This is a genomic window from Bremerella cremea, from assembly GCF_003335505.1.
Lineage (GTDB): Bacteria > Planctomycetota > Planctomycetia > Pirellulales > Pirellulaceae > Bremerella > Bremerella cremea_A.
The window spans coordinates 174,652-198,282 of sequence record NZ_QPEX01000024.1 but is presented as its reverse complement, the minus strand read 5'-3'; the positions used below and the strand labels follow the sequence as shown (position 1 = coordinate 198,282).

At 54.3% G+C, this 23,631-nt stretch carries 20 protein-coding genes; 8 read left to right on the top strand and 12 right to left on the bottom strand.

The genetic code is table 11. From position 1 onward, the window contains the following. Positions 1-72: 72 nt before the first annotated feature. Positions 73-306 carry a hypothetical protein gene (locus DTL42_RS12205; protein WP_199590125.1) on the top strand — a complete coding sequence of 78 codons (234 nt, stop codon included), beginning with the start codon at positions 73-75 and terminating at the stop codon, positions 304-306. Between the two features lie 38 nt (positions 307-344). Here DTL42_RS12205 and DTL42_RS12200 read toward each other — a convergent pair whose 3' ends face one another. After that, entirely contained in the window at positions 345-1,424 is a 1,080-nt protein-coding gene (locus DTL42_RS12200; protein WP_114369005.1) for an App1 family protein, read from the bottom strand. A gap of 321 nt (positions 1,425-1,745) precedes the next feature. Here DTL42_RS12200 and DTL42_RS12195 point away from each other — a divergent pair, with 321 nt between their 5' ends. Then, positions 1,746-3,185 carry a YeiH family protein gene (locus DTL42_RS12195; protein ID WP_114369004.1) on the top strand — a complete coding sequence of 480 codons (1,440 nt, stop codon included), beginning with the start codon at positions 1,746-1,748 and terminating at the stop codon, positions 3,183-3,185. Further along, positions 3,172-3,387 (top strand): hypothetical protein, encoded by a 216-nt coding sequence (locus DTL42_RS12190; protein ID WP_114369003.1) that lies wholly within the window; start codon positions 3,172-3,174, stop codon positions 3,385-3,387. The genes DTL42_RS12195 and DTL42_RS12190 overlap by 14 nt, the downstream gene beginning before the upstream one ends. Before the next feature lies 1 nt (position 3,388). Here DTL42_RS12190 and DTL42_RS12185 read toward each other — a convergent pair whose 3' ends face one another. The 3 genes from DTL42_RS12185 to DTL42_RS12175 all read right to left on the bottom strand — a co-directional run bounded on the left by DTL42_RS12185 (position 3,389) and on the right by DTL42_RS12175 (position 6,215). Continuing rightward, on the bottom strand, positions 3,389-4,402 hold the full coding sequence (locus tag DTL42_RS12185; protein WP_114369002.1) for a cytochrome-c peroxidase: 1,014 nt from the start codon (positions 4,400-4,402) through the stop codon (positions 3,389-3,391). A gap of 75 nt (positions 4,403-4,477) precedes the next feature. Continuing rightward, on the bottom strand, positions 4,478-5,260 hold the full coding sequence (deoC, locus tag DTL42_RS12180; RefSeq protein WP_114369001.1) for a deoxyribose-phosphate aldolase: 783 nt from the start codon (positions 5,258-5,260) through the stop codon (positions 4,478-4,480). A 7-nt stretch (positions 5,261-5,267) separates the two neighbouring features. Further along, positions 5,268-6,215, bottom strand: coding sequence for a sugar phosphate isomerase/epimerase family protein (locus tag DTL42_RS12175; RefSeq protein WP_234824183.1), 948 nt, complete (start codon positions 6,213-6,215; stop codon positions 5,268-5,270). 357 nt (positions 6,216-6,572) lie between these two features. Here DTL42_RS12175 and pgi point away from each other — a divergent pair, with 357 nt between their 5' ends. Together pgi and DTL42_RS12165 are read left to right on the top strand one after the other, a co-directional pair. After that, complete coding sequence (pgi, locus tag DTL42_RS12170) at positions 6,573-8,216, top strand: glucose-6-phosphate isomerase (protein ID WP_114369000.1); 1,644 nt, start codon at positions 6,573-6,575, stop codon at positions 8,214-8,216. Further along, positions 8,213-9,100 (top strand): fructose bisphosphate aldolase, encoded by an 888-nt coding sequence (locus tag DTL42_RS12165; protein WP_114368999.1) that lies wholly within the window; start codon positions 8,213-8,215, stop codon positions 9,098-9,100. The genes pgi and DTL42_RS12165 overlap by 4 nt, the downstream gene beginning before the upstream one ends. 140 nt (positions 9,101-9,240) lie before the next feature. On the opposite strand, the gene DTL42_RS12160 is transcribed toward DTL42_RS12165, so the two are convergent. The 8 genes from DTL42_RS12160 to DTL42_RS12125 form a co-directional block, all read right to left on the bottom strand. After that, positions 9,241-10,686 (bottom strand): YcjF family protein, encoded by a 1,446-nt coding sequence (locus tag DTL42_RS12160; RefSeq protein WP_114368998.1) that lies wholly within the window; start codon positions 10,684-10,686, stop codon positions 9,241-9,243. Next, positions 10,670-12,226, bottom strand: coding sequence for a YcjF family protein (locus DTL42_RS12155; RefSeq protein WP_158545348.1), 1,557 nt, complete (start codon positions 12,224-12,226; stop codon positions 10,670-10,672). Before DTL42_RS12155 ends, DTL42_RS12160 begins: the two co-directional genes overlap by 17 nt. Positions 12,227-12,471: 245 nt before the next feature. Next, on the bottom strand, positions 12,472-12,963 hold the full coding sequence (locus tag DTL42_RS12150) for a Spy/CpxP family protein refolding chaperone (RefSeq protein ID WP_114368996.1): 492 nt from the start codon (positions 12,961-12,963) through the stop codon (positions 12,472-12,474). A 70-nt stretch (positions 12,964-13,033) separates the two neighbouring features. Next, entirely contained in the window at positions 13,034-14,335 is a 1,302-nt protein-coding gene (locus tag DTL42_RS12145; RefSeq protein WP_114368995.1) for a DUF1501 domain-containing protein, read from the bottom strand. Positions 14,336-14,420: 85 nt separating this feature from the next. Then, entirely contained in the window at positions 14,421-17,174 is a 2,754-nt protein-coding gene (locus DTL42_RS12140) for a DUF1549 domain-containing protein (protein ID WP_114368994.1), read from the bottom strand. Positions 17,175-17,268: 94 nt separating this feature from the next. After that, positions 17,269-17,946, bottom strand: coding sequence for a hypothetical protein (locus DTL42_RS12135; protein WP_114368993.1), 678 nt, complete (start codon positions 17,944-17,946; stop codon positions 17,269-17,271). A 49-nt stretch (positions 17,947-17,995) separates the two neighbouring features. Beyond that, positions 17,996-18,604: a hypothetical protein gene (locus tag DTL42_RS12130; RefSeq protein ID WP_114368992.1), complete on the bottom strand. Its 609-nt coding sequence runs from the start codon at positions 18,602-18,604 to the stop codon at positions 17,996-17,998. Between the two features lie 20 nt (positions 18,605-18,624). Further along, positions 18,625-19,155, bottom strand: a complete 531-nt coding sequence (locus DTL42_RS12125; RefSeq protein ID WP_114368991.1) for an RNA polymerase sigma factor — start codon at positions 19,153-19,155, stop codon at positions 18,625-18,627. Positions 19,156-19,428: 273 nt separating this feature from the next. Here DTL42_RS12125 and DTL42_RS12120 point away from each other — a divergent pair, with 273 nt between their 5' ends. From DTL42_RS12120 to DTL42_RS12110, 3 genes are read left to right on the top strand one after another with little or no spacing between them, the layout of a single operon-like run. After that, positions 19,429-21,315, top strand: a complete 1,887-nt coding sequence (locus DTL42_RS12120; RefSeq protein WP_114368990.1) for an ABC transporter permease subunit — start codon at positions 19,429-19,431, stop codon at positions 21,313-21,315. Between the two features lie 58 nt (positions 21,316-21,373). Next, the gene (locus DTL42_RS12115) at positions 21,374-22,630 is read left to right on the top strand and encodes a CNNM domain-containing protein (RefSeq protein WP_114368989.1); all 1,257 of its coding nucleotides are present in this window, start codon (positions 21,374-21,376) and stop codon (positions 22,628-22,630) included. Between the two features lie 4 nt (positions 22,631-22,634). Further along, positions 22,635-23,612, top strand: coding sequence for a CNNM domain-containing protein (locus tag DTL42_RS12110; RefSeq protein ID WP_114368988.1), 978 nt, complete (start codon positions 22,635-22,637; stop codon positions 23,610-23,612). Positions 23,613-23,631: the final 19 nt, after the last annotated feature.

Sequence of the window (23,631 nt, the reverse complement as noted above, 5' to 3'; positions counted from 1 at the left end):
CGATCTAGGTTTTCAAGACCCGTTCTAGATTATCACGGGTGCTAAAGATGTAGCCAACCGGAGATGTCTACGATGAACCAACCTGCGACAACAACTCCCTTCGTGGATCGCCGAAGCCCTCGAAAACAGGGTGAGAGTCCGGTGTTTGAGCGGCGGCAGTTTACCAATAGCCACGAAGATTTGTCCCCAGGGGCTCAGCAGTTGGCATTGGCAATCGACGAGTACAAGTTGCGCAATCGCCGACGATTCATTACCTACGAAGAAATGTACGAAATCATTACTGGCCTAGGATATACAAAGCGTTAGTTCCTTTGGGCAGAGGGCGTACTTCCTCGACGGCGAGGTTATCTGCTCTCAGACGTGTCGACCTCGATGGGTGGCAAGTCGTACGCGTGCAGCTGAGAGGCACACGTGAACCGTTCGCATTTTTCAGCGGGCACATGCCGGAACGCCTTGGTGTAACGCTGGTCGTTCGATTTCTTTCCCCCTAGATCGCGAATAAAGATTTTCAGAATCTGATCAGGGTATCTTCGCGCCATAACGCCGTAAGTCTCAGGGTCTTTCTCTCCGGAATCCCCGACCAATACGAACTTTCGCTTAGGAAAAGTTCGCAAAATCTGCTTGATCGCTTTCCGTTTTCCCCACCGCCGGGCAATAAAAAGTTGCAAGACGGTTGGGTCGCGAAAGCGGACACTTTTCATGTGGAACGAGCCACCTGGCAAGCCTTTTTGGTGGAAGAGCTCGGACAGCGGCTCAAACAATTGCCAAGGGCTGCTGGTTACGTAGTGAAACGCGGCCCCTTGTTCGTGCCACTTCTGGTAGAGTTCGACCATCCCCGGAACGGTTGCAAATTCATGCAGGAAGGTGTTGGCGAGCATATCTTTGCGGGTAGAGACATGCGTGTGTTTGACGGTATCGTCAATGTCAGAGATGACTGAGATGCCTTCATCATCAATCAGGCGAACCAAACCATCCAAAGGGGTGGCGACATCAAACTCGGAGTGAATCGCGTAACGAACGTGACGCGTCGCACCGACCGTCATGGCGATGGTATCGACGTCTTGATGGGGAATGAAGATAGTGCCCCGGAACTGGCCATTCTTCTTTGATTTGTCTTCTAGCTGGTAGACTTTTTCCCCGATCTTTACGGCGATTTGCTTACCACTGTGCTGGTGCACCGTGAAGCCAAGGATGCGTTGCCGAAAGATGCTCGTTTCGAGTTGTTCCTGAGTCGCCCCCATTAGGCGGGCCAGCAAGCGGATCATGATCTTGCGCGGAAGGTTCTCCGGAACTGCCTCGAAGACACTCCCGTGTACCAGTAAAACCCAGCCGCCGCGATCCGGATCTGGATAGGCGTAGGTCGGATAGAGCAAGACTCGCTCGCTATCCTTCAAGTTACTGAGGGCAGTCTCATCAGGAACCATGCGCTGCCTACGACGGGACCTCCAGATGGGGGAAGTTCAGGGAGTTACGATTCGAAAGGTGTGCTACTTCACACTTTCCTGCAGTTGGCCATTTCGCATTCTAACCCATCTGGGGCTGATGGTGCAGCGATCTACCCCAGAAACTTTTCCGCGAATCCCAACAAGATTCTCATTCAACCGCGTTCTGTTGGCTACTTCACACTGTTCGGATTCCTCTCGGTAATCTTGCGCAGGTTTCCCTTGGGGCGCAATGGCGATTGGGTTATATTTCAAAGATGCATTGTTTTGCCCGCCCTCTGGATCCTGCCTGATTGACCGCTAATGACTGACGAGCCTGCTTCGGAATCGAATTCTGATACTGTTGAAATTCTACCTCCTCCGCCTGGACTTTCTGAAGACATAATCGCCATTATCGCTGGCATCGCATTGCTGGTGTTTTGCTTTGCTTTGACGATAACCTCCGGCGAACAAAAAGTGGAAGGTGACAAAGTCACCGCGATTGTGAATCCACTGAAAGCCTGGGTCGGTAAGCCTGGGGGATGGAACGACAACCCGGTGGACTCGTTTCTGGGCAGCGGCGAGAAGCCGAAACCAACCTGGCAAGGGACACTTGGCGTCATGGGCATCCTAGGGGTGTGCTTATCGCTGCTGGCGCCTGTCATGCGCCCGAAAGCAAACCCGCTTCATTTCCTCATCGGTTTCTTGTTGATGTTTGCCTTAGCCACTTTGTCGTATGTGTTGGCAGGGCAAGATTTTATTAAAAGTTACAACCTCGAGTACGCCTTGTGGGCCCTGGTGGTTGGGTTGGTGATTGGCAATACGATCGGCAAGCAGGCGTTCGGTGCTTTTGGTGAAGCTGCCATTCGAACGGAACTGTACATCAAGACGGGGCTGGTCTTGCTCGGGGCCGAAGTGTTGTTCAGCAAGTTAATGACGTTGGGGCTGCCGGGGATCATGATTGCCTGGGTGGTGACTCCGATTGTCTTGATCACTACCTTTTGGTTTGGGCAAAAAGTACTGAAAATGAAGTCCGCCTCGCTCAATATGACGATCTCGGCAGATATGTCGGTATGCGGTGTCTCGGCGGCTATTGCGACGGCTGCGGCTTGTAAGGCGAAGAAAGAAGAACTATCGGTTGCGATTGGTCTCTCGCTTTGTTTCACTGCCGGGATGATGGTGCTTATGCCAGCGATGGTCAAAGCGATGGGGCTCGACGAAGTCGTCGGCGGTGCTTGGATCGGCGGAACGGTTGATGCTACGGGGGCGGTTGCGGTTGCAGGTGGGTTGCTCGGAGATAAAGCGTTAGAAGTCGCGGCGACCGTAAAGATGATTCAAAACATCTTGATTGGTGTAATTGCTTTCGGAGTGGCCGTTTACTGGACGACTCGGCAAGATAACGAAGAGGGTGCCAAGTCGAAGGTCGACATTAGTGAAATTTGGAAACGTTTTCCCAAGTTCGTGTTGGGCTTTATTGGGGCATCGATTGTTGCGTCGTTGCTTTATTCTTATGCCGATCAAGGCGAATTGCTGGTCAGCGGGACCACGGCGGTAACCAAAAGCATGCGTGGTTGGCTGTTTTGCCTGGCATTTGTCTGCATTGGCATCGACTTGAACTTTCGCCAATTGTCTTCACAGTTTCATGGCGGTAAGCCGTTGATCTTATATCTTTGCGGCCAAACGCTGAACTTGATTCTTACACTGGGCATGGCTTACTTGGCTTTCAAGGTCTTATTCCCCGGAGCTGAAAGTGCCGTTCCCTAAGCAAGCACGGGGTTGGATCGCCCTGGCAATTATCTCCCTGGGCGTAACTGTCGTTTGGGGATTCGTGCTGCCGCAGTTGGCCGATACCGAGATGGTGCGTCAACGCCAAGCGTTTTTGAAGCAGCATCGAATCAATCCTGCCGCGATGTTTTACACCGAACTTGAATGTCTTGAGCCAGAGCAGGACAACGAGTCCGAGTGAATCACTCCGGCAATAGCGGCTTCTCGACGTGGGGGTAATCGCGACTGCGGAGCCCCTCGCGTAGAAACGTGACGAGGGCCTGTTTCTCTGCGGCAGTGAGATTCAGGGGAACGATGTGCGGGTCAAGGTTTGGATTCTTGCCGCCCCCTTCGTTATAGAAGTCGACCACGTCTTCCAGTGTGGCTTTGCTTCCATCGTGAAAATAAGGCGCCGTTAACGCCAGATCGCGGAGCAGGGGAGTGCGGAACTTACCGACATCTTCCTGACGGCCGGTACGCTCGGCCAGGCCACGATCTTTCCCGCTAGTTTCTAGCCCACTGCCGATGTTGTGGAATTGGTGGTCGGTATAAACCTTGGCGATGTGGCAGTTGCCGCAATGAGCTTTGCCGAAGAAGAGCCCGTTGCCGACGCCGATTTCACCATCGAGGGCATCAGCATGCCCTCCGCGAAATTGGTCGTACGGCGTTTCGCCAGCCAATATCGTCCGCTGAAAGGCCGCGAGTGCTCGACCGACATTCTTAGCGGTGACTCCATCAGGAAAGATGGCGTCGAACTGGCGACGGTAGCCTGCGATGTCGTGTAGTCGCTGTTCCAATTGATCGAGTCGGATGTCCATCTCGGCCCGGTTTTCGAGCGGGAACAACGCTTGCTCTTCCAGAGAAGCCGCACGGCCGTCCCAGAAGAAGGTGCGATGCAGGCCAACGTTCACGATACTCGGAACATTGCGCGAAGTTTTTTCCCCACGAACGCCTTGGCTGAAGCGTTGCTTGTCGGCCCAGCCGTGGTTGGGGTCGTGGCAAGTTGCGCAACTGACGGTTTGATCACCGGAAAGTCGGGGGTCGAAAAAGAGTTGTTTTCCTAGTTCAATTTTCGCGTCAGACATCTGGTTGTCGTCGGGGATGATAATCCAATCGATCCCCAGCGGAACATCACTCAGGTAGGTTGATTGCGCCGGCAGATGAGCAGGCTCGATCAGCAAAAAGAACCAGGCAAACAAAAAGACAAAGCGAGGCATGGTCTCAAACAGGCATATGGGGGAGGTTGGTTGCCTTGGTTATTCTACGTTTGATTGACCTCAAAAGGGCGAATTTTAGTAACCACCTTGCCCCAGGGTACCACGAGTGTCGCTGTTTGTTTCCCCTGATGCGTGAGTTGGATAGGCGTCGAGAATGGTCTTCGTCGCGCTGGTACCGCAGCGAGAGGCCCCGAGTTCACGCACACGAATTAGGCCAGCCAGATCGCGGACTCCGCCAGAGGCTTTGACCTGAATGTTCGCGGAACACGCTTCCCGCATCAATTTCAGGTCGTGCTCGGTGGCTCCTTGGTAGTTGTAGCCGCCTCCCTCTTGTTTGACGAAACCGAATCCCGTTGAGGTCTTCACCCAGTCAGCACCAGCCGCTTCGCAGATTTGGCAAAGCTTGATTTTCAGCTGATCGGCAGCTAGGCCGGCGCCGCCACTGTCCAAGTAATCGTTCTCGATGATTACCTTTACTTTCGCCCCATGTTGATTCGCTTCCTGACAGACGAGGTGAATTTCCTGATAGACATAGTCCCAGTCGCCGCTCAGGGCTTTGCCAATGTTGATGACCATGTCGATTTCAGCAGCTCCATCGCGACAGGCCTGCTCTGTTTCGTACCGTTTTACCTCGGTCGTGTTGCTGCCGTGCGGGAACCCGATGACGGTACCGACCAGCACGTCACTGCCGGCCAGGATCTCTGCGGCACGTTTCACGTAGTAGGGTTTGACGCAAACCGAAGCAACTTGGTACGTGATCGCAGCCTGGCATCCTGCTTCCAACTCGGCGTCGGTCAGCGTGGGATGCAGCAGAGCGTGATCGATCATCTTGGCCAGGTCTTCATAGCGATATTGCATGAAAGCTTTACTTTCGCGAGGGATTCTTAGGGTAGCGGCGAGGGATGAAGTTTCTCAGGTAGTGGCTACTGTGCTTAAGCGCCAAGTAGCGGTCGTCGAGTGAGCCTTCGTAGGTGGCGTCTTCCACTTCCACACAGACCGGGCCCCGGTAGCCCACATTGCCCAGCGTGGCAATAAAGCTGCCCCAGTCGACGTCCCCAAGGCCGGGTAATTTGTCGGCGTGGAAGTGGGGAGGCAAGGCAAAGATGCCGGCGTCCTTTAGTGCGTGCCAATCAACGCGGGTATCTTTGGCATGCACATGGAACAGCCGAGAAGCGAACTCGCGCATGGGGTAAAGATAATCAATTTGCTGCCACACCAAATGGGATGGATCGTAGTTGAGTCCTAAATTGGGGCTCGGCAGATCTTGAAACAGACGTCGCCAGATAGCCGGCGTCGTTGCCAGATTTAAGCCCCCTGGCCACTGCTGATCGTTGAATAGCATCGGGCAGTTCTCGATGCCGATTTTCACTTCGTGCTGCGCGGCGTACTCGACCAGTGGTCCCCAAGTATCGAGCATGCGGGGCCAATTGGCGTCGACGGTCTGAGCAGGATCACGCCCGATGAAGGTGTTCATCTGCCCGATTCCCAGTACGGCAGCGGCCACAATCACTTGGCGTATATGCTCGGAAGCTACCTTCGCTTCTTCAGGGTTGGGCGAAAGAGGATTCGGGTAATAGGCCAACGCACTGATTTGCACCTCGTACTTGTGGATCAGATGCTTGATTTCTTCTCGATAAGTCGCGTTGAGATTCGCGACATCGATATGGGCCGTTCCACCGAACTTTTGATCAGGCCCCGAAAAAGGCCAGCAAGCAACCTCGACGCAGTCGTAGTCATAAGCGGCGGCTGTGACAAAGACTTGTTCCAGATCGGCTTCGGGGAGGATTGCGCTAACAAAACCGAGTTGCATCATAATGACCGCCCTCACAAAGAATTAGCCAGCATCAAGTCGTGTTGGTCGTTTGCCCTCAGTTTAGCGGATCGTCAGAAAAGAGAAGTCCCCCTCATTTACCACCGCAGTGATGGGGAAAGCAGAGAATTGCTATCGTTGCTGCTATGGTATGTGCCGTGTGAGGAATCTGGCTTCGCTGAATATTCTTAACGTTGCCCTGGTTTCGGAATGTTTTCCTCAAACCGTACAATATCAGGTATCACTGCCAGCCTCTTGCCGGATAAATTCGCAAAGGGCCGGAAGATCCCCAAAATAAAACAAGCCGCCTGGTGACGATACCTCGTGCGTGCTAGAGATTTGCCTACTCAGGAGAATACTGTGAACGCTCAGACCCAATCCCTTTCGGATCGTCAAGCCTGGAAAAAGCTTACTGCTCATTACGAAGCGATCCGCAACCTGCACATGCGGCAGATGTTCGCGGACGACCCGCAGCGTGGCGAGCAAATGTCGACCGAAGCGGTAGGGCTTTTTCTCGACTACTCGAAGAATCGCGTCACTGCGGAAACATTGAAGCTGTTGGTCGAGCTGGCCGAAGAATCTGGCCTGCGAGAGCGAATCGATGCGATGTTCGGCGGCAAGAAGATCAATCTCACCGAAGATCGGGCCGTGCTGCACGTGGCACTGCGGGCACCCCGCGATGCGAAGATCGAGGTGGATGGCGAAAACGTTGTTCCCGAAGTCCATGCGGTTCTCGACCGTATGACCGATTTCGCCAATCGCGTTCGCTCAGGCGCGTGGAAGGGGCATACCGGTAAACGCATTGTTAACATCGTCAACATTGGTATCGGTGGTTCCGATTTGGGGCCGGTCATGGCCTACGAAGCCCTCAAGCATTACGCACAGCGCGATCTGACCTTCCGCTTTGTCTCGAATGTCGACGGAACCGACTTCGCGGAAGCCGTGGTCGATCTCGATCCGGAAGAAACCCTGTTTATTGTCGCATCCAAGACCTTCACCACGCTGGAAACGATGACCAATGCCAACACGGCTCGCGAGTGGTCGCTGGCGGCGTTCGGTGGTGATACCAGTTCGGTGGCTAAGCACTTTGTGGCCGTCTCGACCAATGCCGAACAGGTGACCGAGTTCGGTATCGACACGGCTAATATGTTTGGCTTCTGGGACTGGGTTGGCGGTCGCTACTCGATGGATTCGTCGATTGGTCTTTCCACGATGCTGGCCATCGGACCGGAAGGCTTTCTGGAAATGCTCGCTGGTTTCCACGAGATGGACGAGCATTTTCGGACGGCACCGTTCGAGCAGAACCTGCCTGTTTTGATGGGGCTATTATCGATCTGGTACAACGATTTCTTCGGGGCCGAAACGGTTGCCGTGCTGCCCTACGATCAGTACCTCAAACGCTTCCCCGCCTACTTGCAGCAGTTGTCGATGGAAAGCAACGGTAAGTACATTACCGTCGACGGCAAGCGTGTCGATTACGCCACTGGACCAATCTTGTTTGGCGAACCGGGGACCAACGGTCAGCATTCGTTCTATCAGCTGATTCACCAAGGAACGCGGCTGATTCCGTGCGACTTTATCGCCTTCGGTAAATCGCTGAACCCGCTGGGACGTCATCACGACATGCTGCAGGCCAACGTCTTCGCCCAGGCCGAAGCCCTGGCGTTTGGTAAGACGGCGGAAGAAGTCAAAGCCGAAGGAACTGCCGATTGGCTGGTTCCGCACCGCGTGTTCGAGGGCAACCGGCCATCGAATGTGTTACTGGCGGAAAGCCTGACACCGGCTCTTTTGGGTAAGCTGGTGGCGTTATACGAGCACAGCGTCTTCACGCAAGGGATCATTTGGAACATTGATTCGTTCGATCAATGGGGGGTCGAACTCGGTAAGAAGTTGGCCCAACGTATTATTCCTGAGTTGGAATCTTCGGAGCAGCCGGAACTTGAGCATGATAGTTCCACCAACAACCTGATCCGGATCTATCGCAAAATGAAAGGGATGCCATGAACGAAGAGCAACTGAAGAAGATGAAGTCGAATCCAGGCTTCGTCGCTGCCCTGGACCAAAGTGGAGGTAGCACGCCGCACGCTTTGGAATTGTATGGGGTTGCTGCGGATGCTTGGTCGAACGAAGAAGAGATGTTCGACCTGGTGCATCAGATGCGTACCCGCGTGATCACCAGCCCTGGCTTCACCGGCGAGAGGATTCTCGGCGCGATCTTGTTCGAAGGAACGATGAATCGTGAAATTGAAGGTCAGCCGACCGCCGATTACTTGTGGGGCGTGAAAAATGTGGTTCCTTTCCTGAAAGTGGACAAGGGCCTGAAACCAGAAGAGGACGGCGTGCAAATGATGAAGCCGATGCCTCAACTGGCCGAACTGCTACAGCGGGCCAACGCCAAGAACATCTTCGGTACGAAGATGCGCTCGGTGATAAAACAGGCCAGCGAGAGCGGAATCACTGCCATTGTTGATCAGCAGTTCGAGGTGGGCGAGCAGATCATCGCCGCCGGCCTGGTGCCGATCATCGAGCCGGAAGTTGACATCCATTGCCCTGAGAAAGCGAAAGCGGAAGACCTGCTCAAAGCGGCAATCTCCGCCAAGCTCGCTGCCCTGGATGAAGGCAAATTGGTGATGCTGAAGCTTACCCTGCCCGAAAAGGCCGACCTGTACGCCGATTTCGTTAAGCACCCGGCGGTTGTGCGGGTAGTGGCCTTATCAGGCGGTTACTCGCAGGAAGAAGCCGATGTGAAACTGCGTGCCAACCATGGCGTGGTCGCTAGTTTCTCGCGAGCCTTGCTCGAAGGGCTTTCGGCCAAGCAGACCGATGAAGAGTTCAACGCGATGCTTGATGCTTCGATCCAAAAGATCTACGACGCGTCGATCACGTAAGAACTAACCAAGAAAAACGGACGCGACTTGTAGCATAGAGCCGTAGCTGTTGGGCTACCCTCGAAAGGTCTGCAAGTTCGCGTCTTGGTGCGAGAGGGGGGACTTTTAATGTTCCCCCTCGTGGGCTTCACTCGGCAGGCTTACTTTTCTTCCGAGTGGCGATTGAGGTGCAGCTTCTTTTGGATCTCTTGCTTTAGATCTTGCAGCACCGACTTCTTATCGGTTTCGGCAAGGATTCGTTTGACGACGGTCTTGGGGCCTTCGTCTCCCCAACTGGCGCCATGTTCAAAGTAATACTTGGCCGCTTTACCGACGATATAGGAACCATAGCCAGCGGCGGCTCCTTGCGGTAACGCGGTGAGCACGGTTCCCCAGCCCAGGGTCGCGGCTTTAACAAGGGAACTAAGGGCATGCGTGCCGAGTTCCGCCGTAATGGTCCAGCCAGCCGCTTGCAGAATGCTGGTGGCCAGCTTCTCGACGTTCGACCAAGTCATGTCGATGCCGTAGATGTGCGCCAGGGCACGTAGCATCGCCAGGTCGACAGCACTTCCGCCAAGCACATCGAAGAACGCGGCCGGGTTCGCGCCCACAGCAACCGCTTTGGCAACTGCGAAACTCCAGATCGTTTGATTCGCCCGGCGATCGCGGATTTTCACTTTCAGAGAAGCAACTCGGTCTGATTTATCGGCGGCATACATGGCCGCATTCAAGGCCAATAGACCGAGGCCGTCTTCTTCCAGCACTTCCAGTAGCCGCAGTTTTAGGTCTTCGACCTTAGGAGGTGGTGTGCGCCATTCGCTCCGCTCGGTACCGTCGGTTTGCTGGATGATGTACTCGACTTCCTTCGGCTGGGCAGCCGTTTCAACAATGCTTTCTAGCGGGACAATGCCTTCCAGACGTTGGGCTAAAATCTCGTCGAGGCGTTCTCGTTCTTTCTTTGAGTAAAGATCGACTTTGTTCAGCACCACAATAATCGGCTTGTTAACCGAAGCTAATGCGACCAAGGCCGAGTATTCTGTCTCGTTCAGGTCGGAATCGATGACAAACAAAATCACGTCGGCTTGGCGGGCCGTATCTTGTGCCATTTCTCCACGATCGGCTCCGCCCACTTCGTTGATGCCTGGCGTATCGATGAGAACGACTTCGCTGTTGGCTAAGCCAGGAAGACGGTAGCCAGCCCCTTCCCAGGCAACATGCCAGATTTCCTTAGTCCAGCCACCTTGAATATCGACTTGGGTGACTGCTTTGCCGACCAAAGCGTTAATCAAGGCCGACTTGCCGGTGCTGATTTCACCGAAAACGACAATCTCGACCCGGCCATTGGTCAGCTTGGTTTCCATGGTTTGCAGTTGGCTCAGGTCGTGCCGCAGCAGTTCCTTTTCCTGCTCGCTGCAACCACGGAAGCGATCGAGCGTATGGCGGACCGATTGCAACGCTTCGAGATAGCGGCGATCGTCGGAGATGTCCGACTTTTCGCTCGATTCAATCGTGCCCAAAACAGCTTCCTCGCTCGCTACTTCGGGCGTGGAACTGCTATTCGGCAGATCGGAATCGTGATCGCTCGGGGCGTTACTTTCGTTCGGCATAGCGTTGTCGGGCTTCTTGAACCAATTTTCGCAGGTACTGGGTATCGGTAACGTTCGCCCACTCGCGGCGGGCGAGGGCGGCTAAACCACCTTCCGGTTCCTGCATTCCGTGTTTGAAGTAGACCATGAAGACGTTTCCGATCCAACGGGTGACCAGCGCCATCACAATGCCTTGCAGGGCCCCGCCGGTGATCGTACCCAGGCCCGGGACACTTTTCAGCAGCGAGGCAACCGCCATGGTAATGATCGGGGCGGCCAGTTGAACCCCAAGGAAGCCCAGCAGTTGCTTCCCTAATTGCCCCAATAGGCTCACCGCCACATCAAGATCGACATCTTGGCGATAGATCTTCGCCAGGTCGACGACCATTTTCGTGGAAATGGCCACGCCAGCGGCAATGTCGACCACCGGTAGGGGGCTGGTCAACGCACCGGTGCCGCCGGCAGCCCACATATAACGGTTGATCAATTGGTTGGCCTGGCGATCGATCGAAGCTTCGACCTCTTTACGGGCCTTTTCAACCAGGCCACGCGATTGCATTAGCAAGTTGGCCAGCAGCAGATCGGTGCCGTCCTTTTTGATGACTTGCATCATGCGTCGGGCCAGCGGTTCGATACTGAGGGGGACGTCGACTTCCTCGTCGATTTCCTGGCCATCGGGAAGCACACGAATGCGACGACGCTTGGTCATACGAGAACGCACCGAGAGGATATCTTCCGGCTCAATGAAGTCTTTTGTTTGCTGGGTAATCTGCTGCAAAAGCTTAGCTTTGTCGCTATCGGTGAACCAGTCTTCTTTGTTGAGGCAAATTAAAACTCGTTTGTCCATCTTGGCTAGAAGTTCCAGCAGTTGGAACTCGCTATGTCGCAGCGGACCATCGACAACCAGCAGCACGATGTCGGCATCTTGGGCCGAGTCGGTGGCGATTTCCTGGTGCAGGGCGCCATCGACTTCCCCCAGCCCTGGCGTGTCGATCAATTGAACGTTGTTGTTGCCTGGCCACTCGACCTGATTGCGGCGTACGGTCGTGCCCCCGACGATGTCGGTGCTGAATGTATCACGGCCAGCGAGGGCGTTTAGAAGCGACGACTTGCCGCTGCTGATGGTGCCAAAAGCGATGATTTCGAGATGGCCACCTTCGAGCTTCGCCTCGATCCGATCGATCATGGGATCGACCTGATCGCGGAAATCACCATCAAACATCTCGCCTTGCAGGTCCGAGATATTGCGGAGGTTCTCTTCCAGTTCGTTACGTCGTTCGTCTGAGGAGAGCTCGTGCGGGCTACGGTTACGAATTTCTCGTCGCTTCTCCTTGCGGAGCTTAGCTACGTAAAGCGTCCAGAGAAGGTACCCGAAGGTTCCCAGAACCAAAATCGAGCCAATCCCGACAATGCTGAAATAGACCCATTTGCCTACCGGGCCAAGTTCGTTTCCTTCGCGAATGATACTGGCGACCCAACTCGGGACGTAAATCAGCCCTGCGCCCACCAGAACGAGTAGCACGACCAGACCAAGTCCCTGGTTTTTCCACGGCTGGGGCATTCGGTTTCGATTCAATAAGTGACGCAGGAAGTTCATGGCATAATTTAGGTTACGCGTTGAACCAGATCATCGCCAACGGGGGGCATTTAAGGCAAGCTCGGATTAGGCTGGTTTTGGCCGATAAAAACAATTTTAACCCCAAGAAATGAAAAAAGCGGACCGAATGGAACGGTCCGCTTCTCAGATCAGAGCTGCCGCAGGAAGGTGCTGGGTGGTGCGCGGCAGAAAATGATCGCAGAAAACGCCTATTCGGCCTTCTTCTTTTTGTTCGCCCCTGGCTTCTTTTTATTGAGGCCGAGCTTTTCTTTTTGTTCGTCCGTCAGAATGCTAGCCAACTTGGTCCGGATCTTACCGTTGAGCTCGTTCACTTCTTTTTGAGCTTCTTTTTGTTCGTCGGTTAGCGGGGCTTTGGCGTTGACATAGTCACGCAGTTCTTTCCCTTTCAAGCCTTTTTCTTTGGCTTCTTTTTGGGCGGCCATACGGGCTTCGCGGTCTTCCTTGGTCAGGCCAACGGCTTTGGTCAGTTCAGCCAGCTTAGGGCCGAATTCTTTGCGAACTTCGGCCACTTGGGCTTTTTGTTCGTCGGTGAGATCGAGCTTGGCGACTTGGCCAAAGATACCAGGATTGGCGTTCTTCTTTTGGTTCTTCTTGGGTTTCGCATCGTCGGCGCCCATGGCGGTTCCCAACGAGACAAAGGCCACCAAGGCGAACATCAACAGGGTGCTGCAACGAGACATAAAACAGGGACTCCGAAAGGGGAAGGGGAAAAGGAACGAAGTTTGAAAACGGGAATTCGCTACTTAGCGACTACGAAAAGAGCTGGCGAATAACCTTGCCGTCGCGCACGATAGTGATCGGTCGGCCGGTGTTGGTGTGATATTCTTTGGTGTGATCGATGCCCAAGTTATAGAAGAAGGACGCGGCAGCATCGTCTGGCTTGATTCCTTCGCCATCTTTGGGCAGCGTTGCTTTTTCATCGCTTTCGCCGATTACCTGGCCACCTTGAATGCCACCACCGGCCATCAACATGGTCATGCAGCGAGGATAGTGATCGCGACCCCCGCGACCGTTGATTTTCGGCGTTCTGCCAAATTCACCGGTCACAAACACGCCGGTCGAATCCAACAAGCCGCGGGTATGCAAGCCGTTGAAAAGTGCGGCCAGGCCGTTGTCGAGTTTGGGCAGAAGGGTGTCTTTCAACCGAGCGAAGTTATCGGTGTGGGTGTCCCAGCCGCCGTTGGTGATGGTGACAAAACGGACACCACTTTCAATCAAGCGAATCGCCAGCAGGCAGCTCATGCTGAACTCGTCTGCTGCAAACGGTTTAGCAAATTTGGGATTTTCCTGCTCGATATCAAACGCCTCGCGAGCTCGTTTCGAGGTGATGATCGAGTGGGCCTGGTGACTGAAGCGGTCGAGCCCATCGAGCAGTTGATCGTCTGATTCAAAACCGGCGAACGTTTGATCGAGTTCCGCGAGTAAACGGTGCCGCCGCTCGACCGTTTCCACAGTAAGCCCACCCGACAGGCTGATTCCGCGCACCGAATAAGCCTGACCGGGTTTGGGCGTACTGTTGGTTGCTAAAGGCGCATATTTCACGCCGAGATAACCGGCGGAATGAGAGCTACGAGGAATCGCCACGAACGGTGGCAGATCCTCAGGGCCGCCCAGTTCTTTGGTAACCACCGAGCCGTAGGCCGGATACTGCAGCGAAGCCAAAGGGCGGGTGCCGGTATTAACGTATTCGGTCCCCAGGTTGTGTGCGGCCAAGGTATGCGAGACGCCCCGCAGAATGACATATTTGTCGGCTTGCTGGGCGAGCTTAGGCAAGTGCTCGCTGATCTCGATTCCTGGGACATTCGTTTTGATAGGAGCGAACTCTCCACGGAATTCGCTTGGTGCGGCTGGTTTCGGATCGAACGTGTCGATGTGCGTCGGGCCGCCGTTCAAGTTGATGAAGATCCCTGCTTTGGCCTTGCCGCCTGATTGAACCTGACCGGCTTCTGCCATGGACATATAGGTGGCCAGGTTCAAACCAATGCCGCCCATGACGCCGACTTTCAAAAAGTCGCGCCGACGTACTCCGTCACATGTTCGATTGCTGGGCATGGGAAGATCCTTGAATCGTAATTTGTCTGGAAGTGGTCTGGGTGAAAGGAGGTGGCCGGAGCAAAGGAGATTCTCTTGCTTCGGACTAGTGATTAACGATGAACTCTTTGGTGTTCAGCAACGCCCACATCAGGTCGTGCAGTCCCGCCACCGGGTCTTTCGCTTCGTTGATATGGGACAGTGAGATGTTCATCTCTTGGTCGTTGGGCTTGCGGCTGAGAGTTCTCAGGTAAGCTTCTTCCACCATCTCGGCCGGAGAGTCGAAGTTAACTTCTTCGACCGGCTTTTGCTTCTCCGCTGCTTTGGCTTGGGCAAGTTGTTCCCGCAATTTTTCCAGCCGCTTCTTTCCGGCGGCCAGCTTTTGGCGAACTTCCTGGGCGCGCTCTTTTTTACCGTTGGCGGTAAGGCGTTCCACGGCATCTCGCCCGGTGCCTAGCTGCTCGTAGAGTCGCTTGATTTGAGCTTGAATTCGCTGGGTTTCGGTCGATTTCTTATCGATCTCAGTTTTCATCGAACGTCCGACCTCGCCGACCCAGCTTTGGTTGTTGCCGATCGCAGTGTGCAGGCTAAAGTCGTTTTGTAGGAAAACGGTTTGCAATAACGTGGCTTCCATGCTGCGGTCGCAGTCGCAATTGCTGGCCCGTTCGCTGCGCCCGAAGATTTGCAACGGATACGACGAATTGCCCACCAAGCGAGTGCCAGGAATGGCGATCGCCCGTTGGTCGATGTCCGATAGGTAAGATCCCATCGAATCGTTGCCAGCGGTGGCCTGTTGGATGATGTCGTAAGCGACTTCCGCAGGCAGGCGGCGGGGCACCGCTCGGCTGAAATTGCGGACATCGAAACGATTGGTATCGTTTGGCAACCATGAAAGCTGATAGGTGCGGCTGTTGGCGATCTCGCGATGCAGCCACTTCAAATCGTAGTCGTGCGCGACAAACTCTTGGGCCAAATAGTCGAGCAGCGGCGCGTTGCTGGGTGGGTTGCCCAGGCTCAGGTCATCGGTTGGATTGACGATGCCTACACTAAAGTAGGTTGCCCACACGCGGTTGACGATCGCTCGGGCAAAGTAAGGATTGTCCTTTTCGCGTAGCCACTGCATGACCGGTTCGCGAACGTCTTCGTAATCGCGAAGGTCAATCGCTTCCTCCCCCAGGACACGTGCTTCGGGGGATCGTGATGGCAGCCCTTTGCCTTTTTTGTTCTTCGTGTTGCGGGTGGAATTGGCCCGAACCGGAGTAACAACCAGTTCTGGGAAGGGAACCGTTTTCCCCTTTTGTAGTTGCTTCGCGAACTCGCGACGCTGCTGGTTGCCACGTAGGCTCTTGTCGATGTCAAGGCTGTTAAGCATGGCCTCGTATTCGTTAAACGCGTCTTTGTCCGAGCGGATCGGTTGGGCCGCGAAGCGAGCACCAGTGAAGAAGGTTTTGAATTCATCAAAGTCATTCTTCGACCAGACATCGAATGGGTGTTTGTGGCACTGGGCACATTGAATGCGTACGCCCATGAAGGCATAGGCGAAGGCAATCGCACGTTCTTCTGGCTGGCGGAATTCGCGGCGCGCCCAGTAATGGGTCATGTATTTGCGATCAGCGAACGATTCCCCTTCGCGGTACATGTCGCTCATCTCTTCGCAGTATTCGCGATAACTTTCTCCTTCCAGGCGGCTGCGTGCCAGGATGATACCTTCGGCAATCTGATCGTAGGGCGTGTTCTTTTCAACGCGGTCATAGATCCAGTCGTACCACTCTTGAGCAGGCCCGACGCGCATTGGCGAGACGTTGACAAGCTGCTGATCGTTGTTGCCGGTAATATCGCACAGCAGCGTGGTCATCTTGGCGACGTACGCGGGCGTTTCCAGCAGTTGGTCGATCTTCTGGCTACGTTTGTCCGGGTTGGTGTCGGCCACGAACGAGCGGATCTCGGTTGGTGTCGGGAGGGTGCCGGCAATATCAAGGCTAACACGACGAAGGAATTGCTCGTCGGTCGTTAAGTCGGAAGGAACGATGCCCATCTTGCGTAGTTTTTGCACGACCAATTGGTCGATCTTGGTCGGGGTGGGAACCTCCGGGTAATTCTCGCCAATCAGTTGGCTAACCGGACGAAGCACGGGCACGGCGATAACGGCCTTGTCGTAAGCAATCACGACGTGCGTGTCGCCAGACTCGTTTGAGGTAACCAAGCCATCGCGGTTGATCTGGGCGACTTGATCATCGTTGGTGGTGAAGCGGCATAACGGCGTAACATCTTCGCGACTACCGTCGGCCCAAACGGCAATGGCCGTAAGCTGCTGAGTTTGGTCTTTTTCGGAAAAGACAAGTTCCTCGGGCGTCACTTCCAGGCGATCGAGCACGGCAACCTGATCGGCATCGAACTGGGCACCTGCTTGGATCCAATTTTTAAGGACGCGATGTTCCCAGCTACCATCTTCGTAGATCTGACCTCCTTCGTGCATGTCTTCATCGGTGGGCTTGAAGATGATCAAGCTTTTATCGGGCGACTTCAGATCGACACGCGGCTCGTCACCAGCCGTGATTGCGCTATGGTCGGCTTTGAAGTCGTAGCCGAACAGTGAGAGCATGAAACCACCCCGGCCTTGGAACGAGCCGTGACAGGCACGCCCATTGCAACCCATCCGGCTCATCAGAGGAATGACATGCTTTTGGAAGTCAGGCGTCTCGCTAACATCCTCAGGCGAAAATCGCTCGATGATCGTGGGAGCGACTTTGATGTCAGAGTCCGAGTTGCCCTTCCTTTCCGCCGAAGAATTACTCGGCAGCATGGCAGCCAATGAAGTGGCGAAGACCATCAACCAAAGGCGATGCGAGATGATGTTCATTGGGCGGCTATCCTTCGCGGAGCTAAGAACGTGGGATGTGTCCATGAAAGTCCGTGACTCTGATTCTTGAAACGATGGCTGTCGTAAAAGTTACTTACTTGCCTTCGCTTGGATTGGCTGGGCTCTTCTTCGCAGGGCGAGTTGGCGCTGCTAATTGACGCATCTGACGATCGATGGCCGTTTGGCTGTCTTCCTCGAAACGCTCCAGGTTTCGTTCGAGGCGTTCGACCCGAAGCTTGGTACGTGCGAGTTCTTCCTGCATGAACCGGAGTTGTAAAGCCCGTTTGTGCGTTAACGCCTCGCGCAGTTGCTGCCGAAGCTGGTCGTTGTCGGGGTTTAATTGCAAGCGAGCGGCCAGCAAGGTGGCGTTGCTGTTCGCTTTCCATAGTTCTAGTTGCGTTTCGTAGGATCGAGGATTGCGTTCCTTCAGCATGCTCAGCCGTTCGCTGACGCGATAAATTTCGCGTATCGCTCGGCCGTATTCTTTGGGATCCATCCCACGTAGTTGGCGGAGCAGTTTTTCCAGAGCGGGGTGGTGCTCTTTGGCGAACTGGATCGCCGCTTGCTCGCGTTGTTGTCGCTCTTGTGGGCTAACTTTGTTGTCGGTATCGCTTGCTTGGGCTAACTGCTGCGGGCCAGTCCGCACCGAAACCGTCCGTCGCTGCGCGGTGCCGTTTTCCTGGGCGTTAACCGGTGTGGCTACGCAGAAGGTGGCCACCGTAAGTAGGACGGCAAAACTGGGCCAACGAGTTGGAAGCAAAGCAAAAGTCATTAGCAAGTCGCGAATCTCTAAATTCAGAAAAAGTGGAGTTCGTTCGGGGCTACATGGCGGGACGAGAAGCCGATTTCTCTTGTTCAGCTGCCAGGGCTTTAAGCATCCAAGCAGGCGGCGTGGAAGGAGAGCTTGCCAGCAAGGCATCGTCGGCGTTTTCTTCCAGGGGAATGTCCCCTGCAGGTAGTGTTAGTAGCTCGTCATCCCAAAGAGCCGATGTTTCGCCAGTTTGGGCTTCGAAGTGATCGGCCCAAGCCGAGGCCAGTTGAACTTCTTCGTTGGTGGTGCTGGGCAAAGCAATCTCTTGGTGGGGGGCGTTTTGGTAAAGCCAAAGTCCACCCACCACGGCAACCAGCAACGATGCCGCCAGGGCCAGGAAGAGCTTGGCCTTCGTATTCCCGTTCCCTGGAGCGACCGTACTAGGCGAGGCAACCGAGGTACGCTCCGAGGGAACGGAAAGAGGCACAAACGCTTCGTAGGTTGTTTGTGTCAACTGAACCGCTTCGGCCAAGATTTCACGCAGGGATTGATCTGTGGCCAGTTGTTCTTCGAAAAGGCTTGATTCTTCGGGACTCATTTCGTCCAGCAGGTAACGCACAGCTTCAAAGAACCGATCGTCATCGGAATCGCCGTCGGCGCTGTCAACACTACGGATCATAAAACAAGTCTTCTTAATGCTTACGTGTCTCGCTGGGTCCAGGCCAGCTTGCCACGTAACTTGTGCATGGCGTTTCGCATTCGTCCCAGGGCCGTTCCTAGTGGAATGTCGAGTTCCTCGGCAATCTGGATGAATGTTTTGTCTTCGTAAATTCGCATTCGCAAGACTTGCTGTAAGTCGGGCGAAAGCTGTTGGATTGCTTCCCGGATCGAAGCGGTCATCTCGGCGCGAACCAGTGGATCGTCGTTCACGCTGGTAGGTTCAGGTTGAATTTCCTGCAGCTGACCAAGGACTTTCTTCTGGGTTCCTTTTTTCCGGCGATCAGCCAGAGCTTCGCGGTAGGCGACTTGAAATAGCCACGCCTTGCGGCTTTCCGGCTGGGTTTCGTGTCCCACTTCCACCAGTTTGTGAAATGTGGTTTGGATGATGTCTTGAATCTGGCTCCAATCGCCTACGACTCCCCAAAGAAACCTGCGCAGCTCTTCCCCGTGCTCTTGGTACAGGGCCGCAATCTCGGCTTCGGTAAGCCGGTGTTCAGTGGGATGTGTCAACGCCTTGGAATCCTAAATACCGCATCGCCATCGCGGCATCTATTGAGATAAGAGCGAAGAGAGGGGTGGATTATTGTGATAATTTGGAAGAAGGAAGAAAAAAACATCGGGTTGGCCGGCGTAGTCCGCCTGGCAATCGAGCGAGGTGGGCATGTATCGAACGAAGTTTCGTATAAATTGAACTCGAAAAACAGCTTGAGGGTTCCGTAAGAATCGTTCGTGATATAATGGGCTGTTTAGCGATTTCACCGTAAACCGTTTGGGAGTCTGGACTTGTTTATTGGTCCGGTTTTTACTCGCGAGGCGGCCGTAACTCCGCGTCGTAGCAAGTTTTATGTCTATCGCGCGGTCTACGTGGCGGCTTTGTTCTTGCTGATGTGTACGGCCTGGCTGGTGCTGGCCGGTACGCAAGTCATTGCCAGCGTTGGAGATATGGCTCGTTTTGGGGCGAGCATATTTCAGATCTTGGCCCCGATTCAGCTTTGTTTGGTGATCTTCTTCGCGGCGTTCAGTGCTGCCGGGGCGGTGGCCCAAGAGAAGGATCGCAAGACGCTGATTCTGCTGCTGATGACTCGGCTGAATAATTCTGAATTGGTGCTAGGCAAGATGCTGGCCAGCCTGATCAATGTATTTGCGCTGATTTTGGCGGCGACTCCTGTTTTCTGTGCGCTGTTTTTGTTTGGTGGCGTCTCGGCGGCTCAGGTCATCCGGGTGCTGGTGGTCACGTTGATTTCGGCCCTCGCAGCCGGGACCATTGGTAGCACCATGGCATTGTGGCGAGAAAAGACATTCCAAACCCTGGCGCTCACCGCCATGTTGATCATGGTTCTGCTGGGGATGAGCGGGCTGGTCGCAGACCGCGTATTCTTTGATCGGTTGTTCGATATCTCGGCGGCTCACTGGGGAACCGCCATGAATCCGATTTGGGCGGTGATGGAAGCAGCGAACCCGTTTCCGGCAACTGAGGGCAACTTGGCGGCGATTGGCGGCGTGACTGGCCTGCACGTTTTGATCATGGCGGTGGGGATTGTCCTGCTCAATGGAACGGCGATCGCCCTGGTGCGGGTTTGGAATCCTTCACGAGAAACACGTCGCGGTAAGGATATGCAAGCCCAGCAGCAAGAAGAGAGCATCTGGGGGGCCGAGCATGATATGGCTCAGCTCGAACAAGCCTCGACCAAGGAGGGAGCCGCCAAGCCAGACAACGAATCACTGCGGGCTGGCCATGTTGATGCACGTACGACCAAGGTGACGCAAAATCATCGCCAAGTTTGGGAGAACCCCATCTTGTGGCGTGAAACGCAAACGTGGGCGTACGGCCGCAAGGTGCTGATTATCAAGTTCGTCTATCTGCTGCTCGCCGCCGCCGCTGCGTACCTGTTGTACGATATGGTCGCTAGTGGCACGGCCGTTTATCGAGGAGACCAGCTTGGTACCTCGATTCCGCCGGTGGCCTGGGCGATGGTGCCGTTGTACCTGATTAGCTTGGTCATTGTGAACGCGCTGGCGGTAACCTCGGTGACGAACGAACGTGATGGCCAAGCGTTAGACTTATTGCTGGTGACCGACATTAGCCCCAAAGAATTCACGTTTGGCAAACTCTGGGGCGTGATGTGGGTAACTCGCGAAATGATCCTTGCTCCCTTGTTGGTGAACGCCTACTTGTGGTTTGCCGGGGCAATGAACGGCGAGAGCTTTTTCTACGTGAGTTGTGGCTTGGTGGTGATGTACTTCTTTGTCACCATGCTTGGTTTGCATTGTGGTATGGTCTATGCCAACAGTCGCACGGCAATTGGCGTGAGTCTAGGCACGGTCTTCTTTTTGTTTCTCGGTGTGATAACGTGTATCTTGCTGATGATCAGCTTTACCGAGTCGTTCCACTTCCAGTTGTTCCCGTTCCTGGGATTCATTGCTGGGGGCGGGTTGGGATTGTACGTAGCGATTGGCTACCGTAATCCTTCTCGGGCGATAGGGATCGCAGCAACCGCCGTCCCGGTGGGTACCTTCTTCGCGATTGTCAGCTTTTTGCTGGGCAATGGGATGGAAGTGTTTGTCGTCACCGTTATGGCGTATGGTTTTACGATGATTGCCATGCTGATGCCGGCAATCACTGATTTTGATATTGAAGTCGGACATCGCTCAGGGGCCGACGACGCGTAGCTTAGCTAACCGCTCGCGCGTGATACACAGATAAATCCGTTCGGAAAGGAGTCGCAGGTTGGACGTCATTGTAGCCATTGCACCGTGGTTGGTGACAATGCTGCTGTTGGTCGCCTGCTCTGGGATGTTCTCGGCCTCGGAGGCGGCCTTCTTTTATTTGAAGCTAGAGGATCGCAAACGTTTTCGTAAAGGAACGACGGCGCAGCGTGCTGCCGCCGCTTTGCTGGCCGATCCAGATCGACTTCTCTCGGCGATTCTGTTTTGGAATCTGATGATTAACGTGGCCTATTTCGCGGTCGCTTCGATCGTGGGAATCCGCCTTCAAGATAAAATCGGGGCTACCTATGCTACGGTTTTCTCGACGGTTTCTTTGTTGGTCATTATCTTCTTCAGCGAAATGCTGCCGAAAAGCCTGGCCGTGTTACGGGCACCTACGTTGGCAGCGTTATTGGCGGTGCCGATTGCATTCGCGGTTCGTCTGATCGATCCGATACGACCATTAATGCGTGGCGTAAGTACGATTTCGCAGCGACTGATTTGGCCACGCTTTCAGGCGGAACCGTACATGCAAGTTTCGGACTTAGAACGTGCCATTCAGATGTCGATGCAAAGCAGTACGGTCCTCGAACAAGAAGAAATGGCCTTGCGCGGCATTGTTAGTCTTTCCGATTCTTTGGCGGTCGAATTGATGCGGCCAAGAATGCGTTTCAAGATGTTTCAGCAACCGGTATCGCTGAAAGATTTAGACTGCGAAATGACCCCGAGCGGTTATTTATTAATCGCCGACGAACAAGGCGACGACGTGGGCAGTGCGATCAATCTGATCGATGCCACCGAGTTGCCAAGCACAAACCTAGAGGAAATCGCCCAAGAAGTGCTGGTGTTCCCTTGGTGTGCCCAAGCGTCGGAAGTGTTTCAGCAGATGTTGTCCAGCGAGAACGAAGTGGCCGCCATCGTGAATGAGTTGGGGGAAACGATCGGGGTCGTCACGCTGCGAGATTTAATGGAAACCATTTTCTCGAACTCGCACGGTCGCAGCGAACGTATTCTGCAGCGAAAGACATTTGAAGAAACCGAACCAGGCGTGTTTCTGATCTCCGGTATGACCAGCGTCCGGCGGATGGCAAAACACTTTCAACTAGAGCTTCCCGAAACGCGGCATGCGACTATCAATGGGATTTTGCAGGAAGAGCTTGACGGCATCCCTGAGGTAGACGACGAAGTTGACTGGGGGCCGTTTCACTTTTTGGTAGTCGAGCAACTGAGTGAGGGGCATATATTAGTTCGCATGACCTTGCGGCACGAGGAGGAATAACGCGATGCTTTTCGTATTCCTCATCTTTACTATCGGGGTTTTGTTAAGTGCGTTTTTTAGCGGTTCGGAAACGGGCTTCTATCGGGTTACCCGCGTGCGTCTGGTGCTGGATGGGCTAGGCGGCGACTGGTTATCTCGCTTTCTGCTATTCCTGACGAATCACCCGGCGCTGTTTGTCGCAACAACCCTGATTGGCAACAACGTGGCGAACTATATGGTTTCGCTGGCGATTGTGTTGTTCTCGCACGAGTTTTTTCCAGACAGTTCCGCGGCTGAAATGGCGTTGCCGTTGATTATGGCGCCGTTTCTGTTTGTTTATGGTGAACTGCTGCCCAAGTATTTCTTTTATCGTGCTCCGAATTTGCTGCTGCGTCGCACCGGCTGGTTCTTTTTTCTGTTTACGGTTTTGTTCGCTCCGTGTGCCGCTTTGTTGTGGCTGTTGGGTAGAGCATTGCAGCAGCTATTAGGGGAATCGCCCGAAACGGTTCGCTTAGCTTTGGCTCGTACCGAATTAGAAGACTTCTTAGAGGAAGGTGGCGAATTTGGCATTTTGAATCGAGCCCAACGTCGCGTTGCTCAGGGGGTTTTTGGGGTCTCGAACCGCCGTGTGACCACCATCGCCACGCCAATCTCGCGTGTCTGGACGGCGAAGATTGGTTCGAAGGTGAATAACATTCTTCGTGTCGCCAAGCGAAAGCAGCTCTCGGTTATTCCGATTGTGCAGCAGGATGGCAAGCGGACGATTCCGGTTGGTTACGTTCGTGTTTGCGACCTTTACATGGGAGATGGAGAAGAGATCCTCAACTACCACCCACTCCCAGAGATCACCGCCAACGATAGTTGCATCTCCGCGCTTACGCGGCTGCAAGGTACCGGCGAACTTATGGCCAAGGTCGTTAGCCGGGCTGGCGTGGTGGTGGGGATCGTCACCATGCAACAGCTGCAACGATCGATTCTCGACGCCAAGAAGCAGCCAGCTTAGTTGTTCCTAAGAATTGACA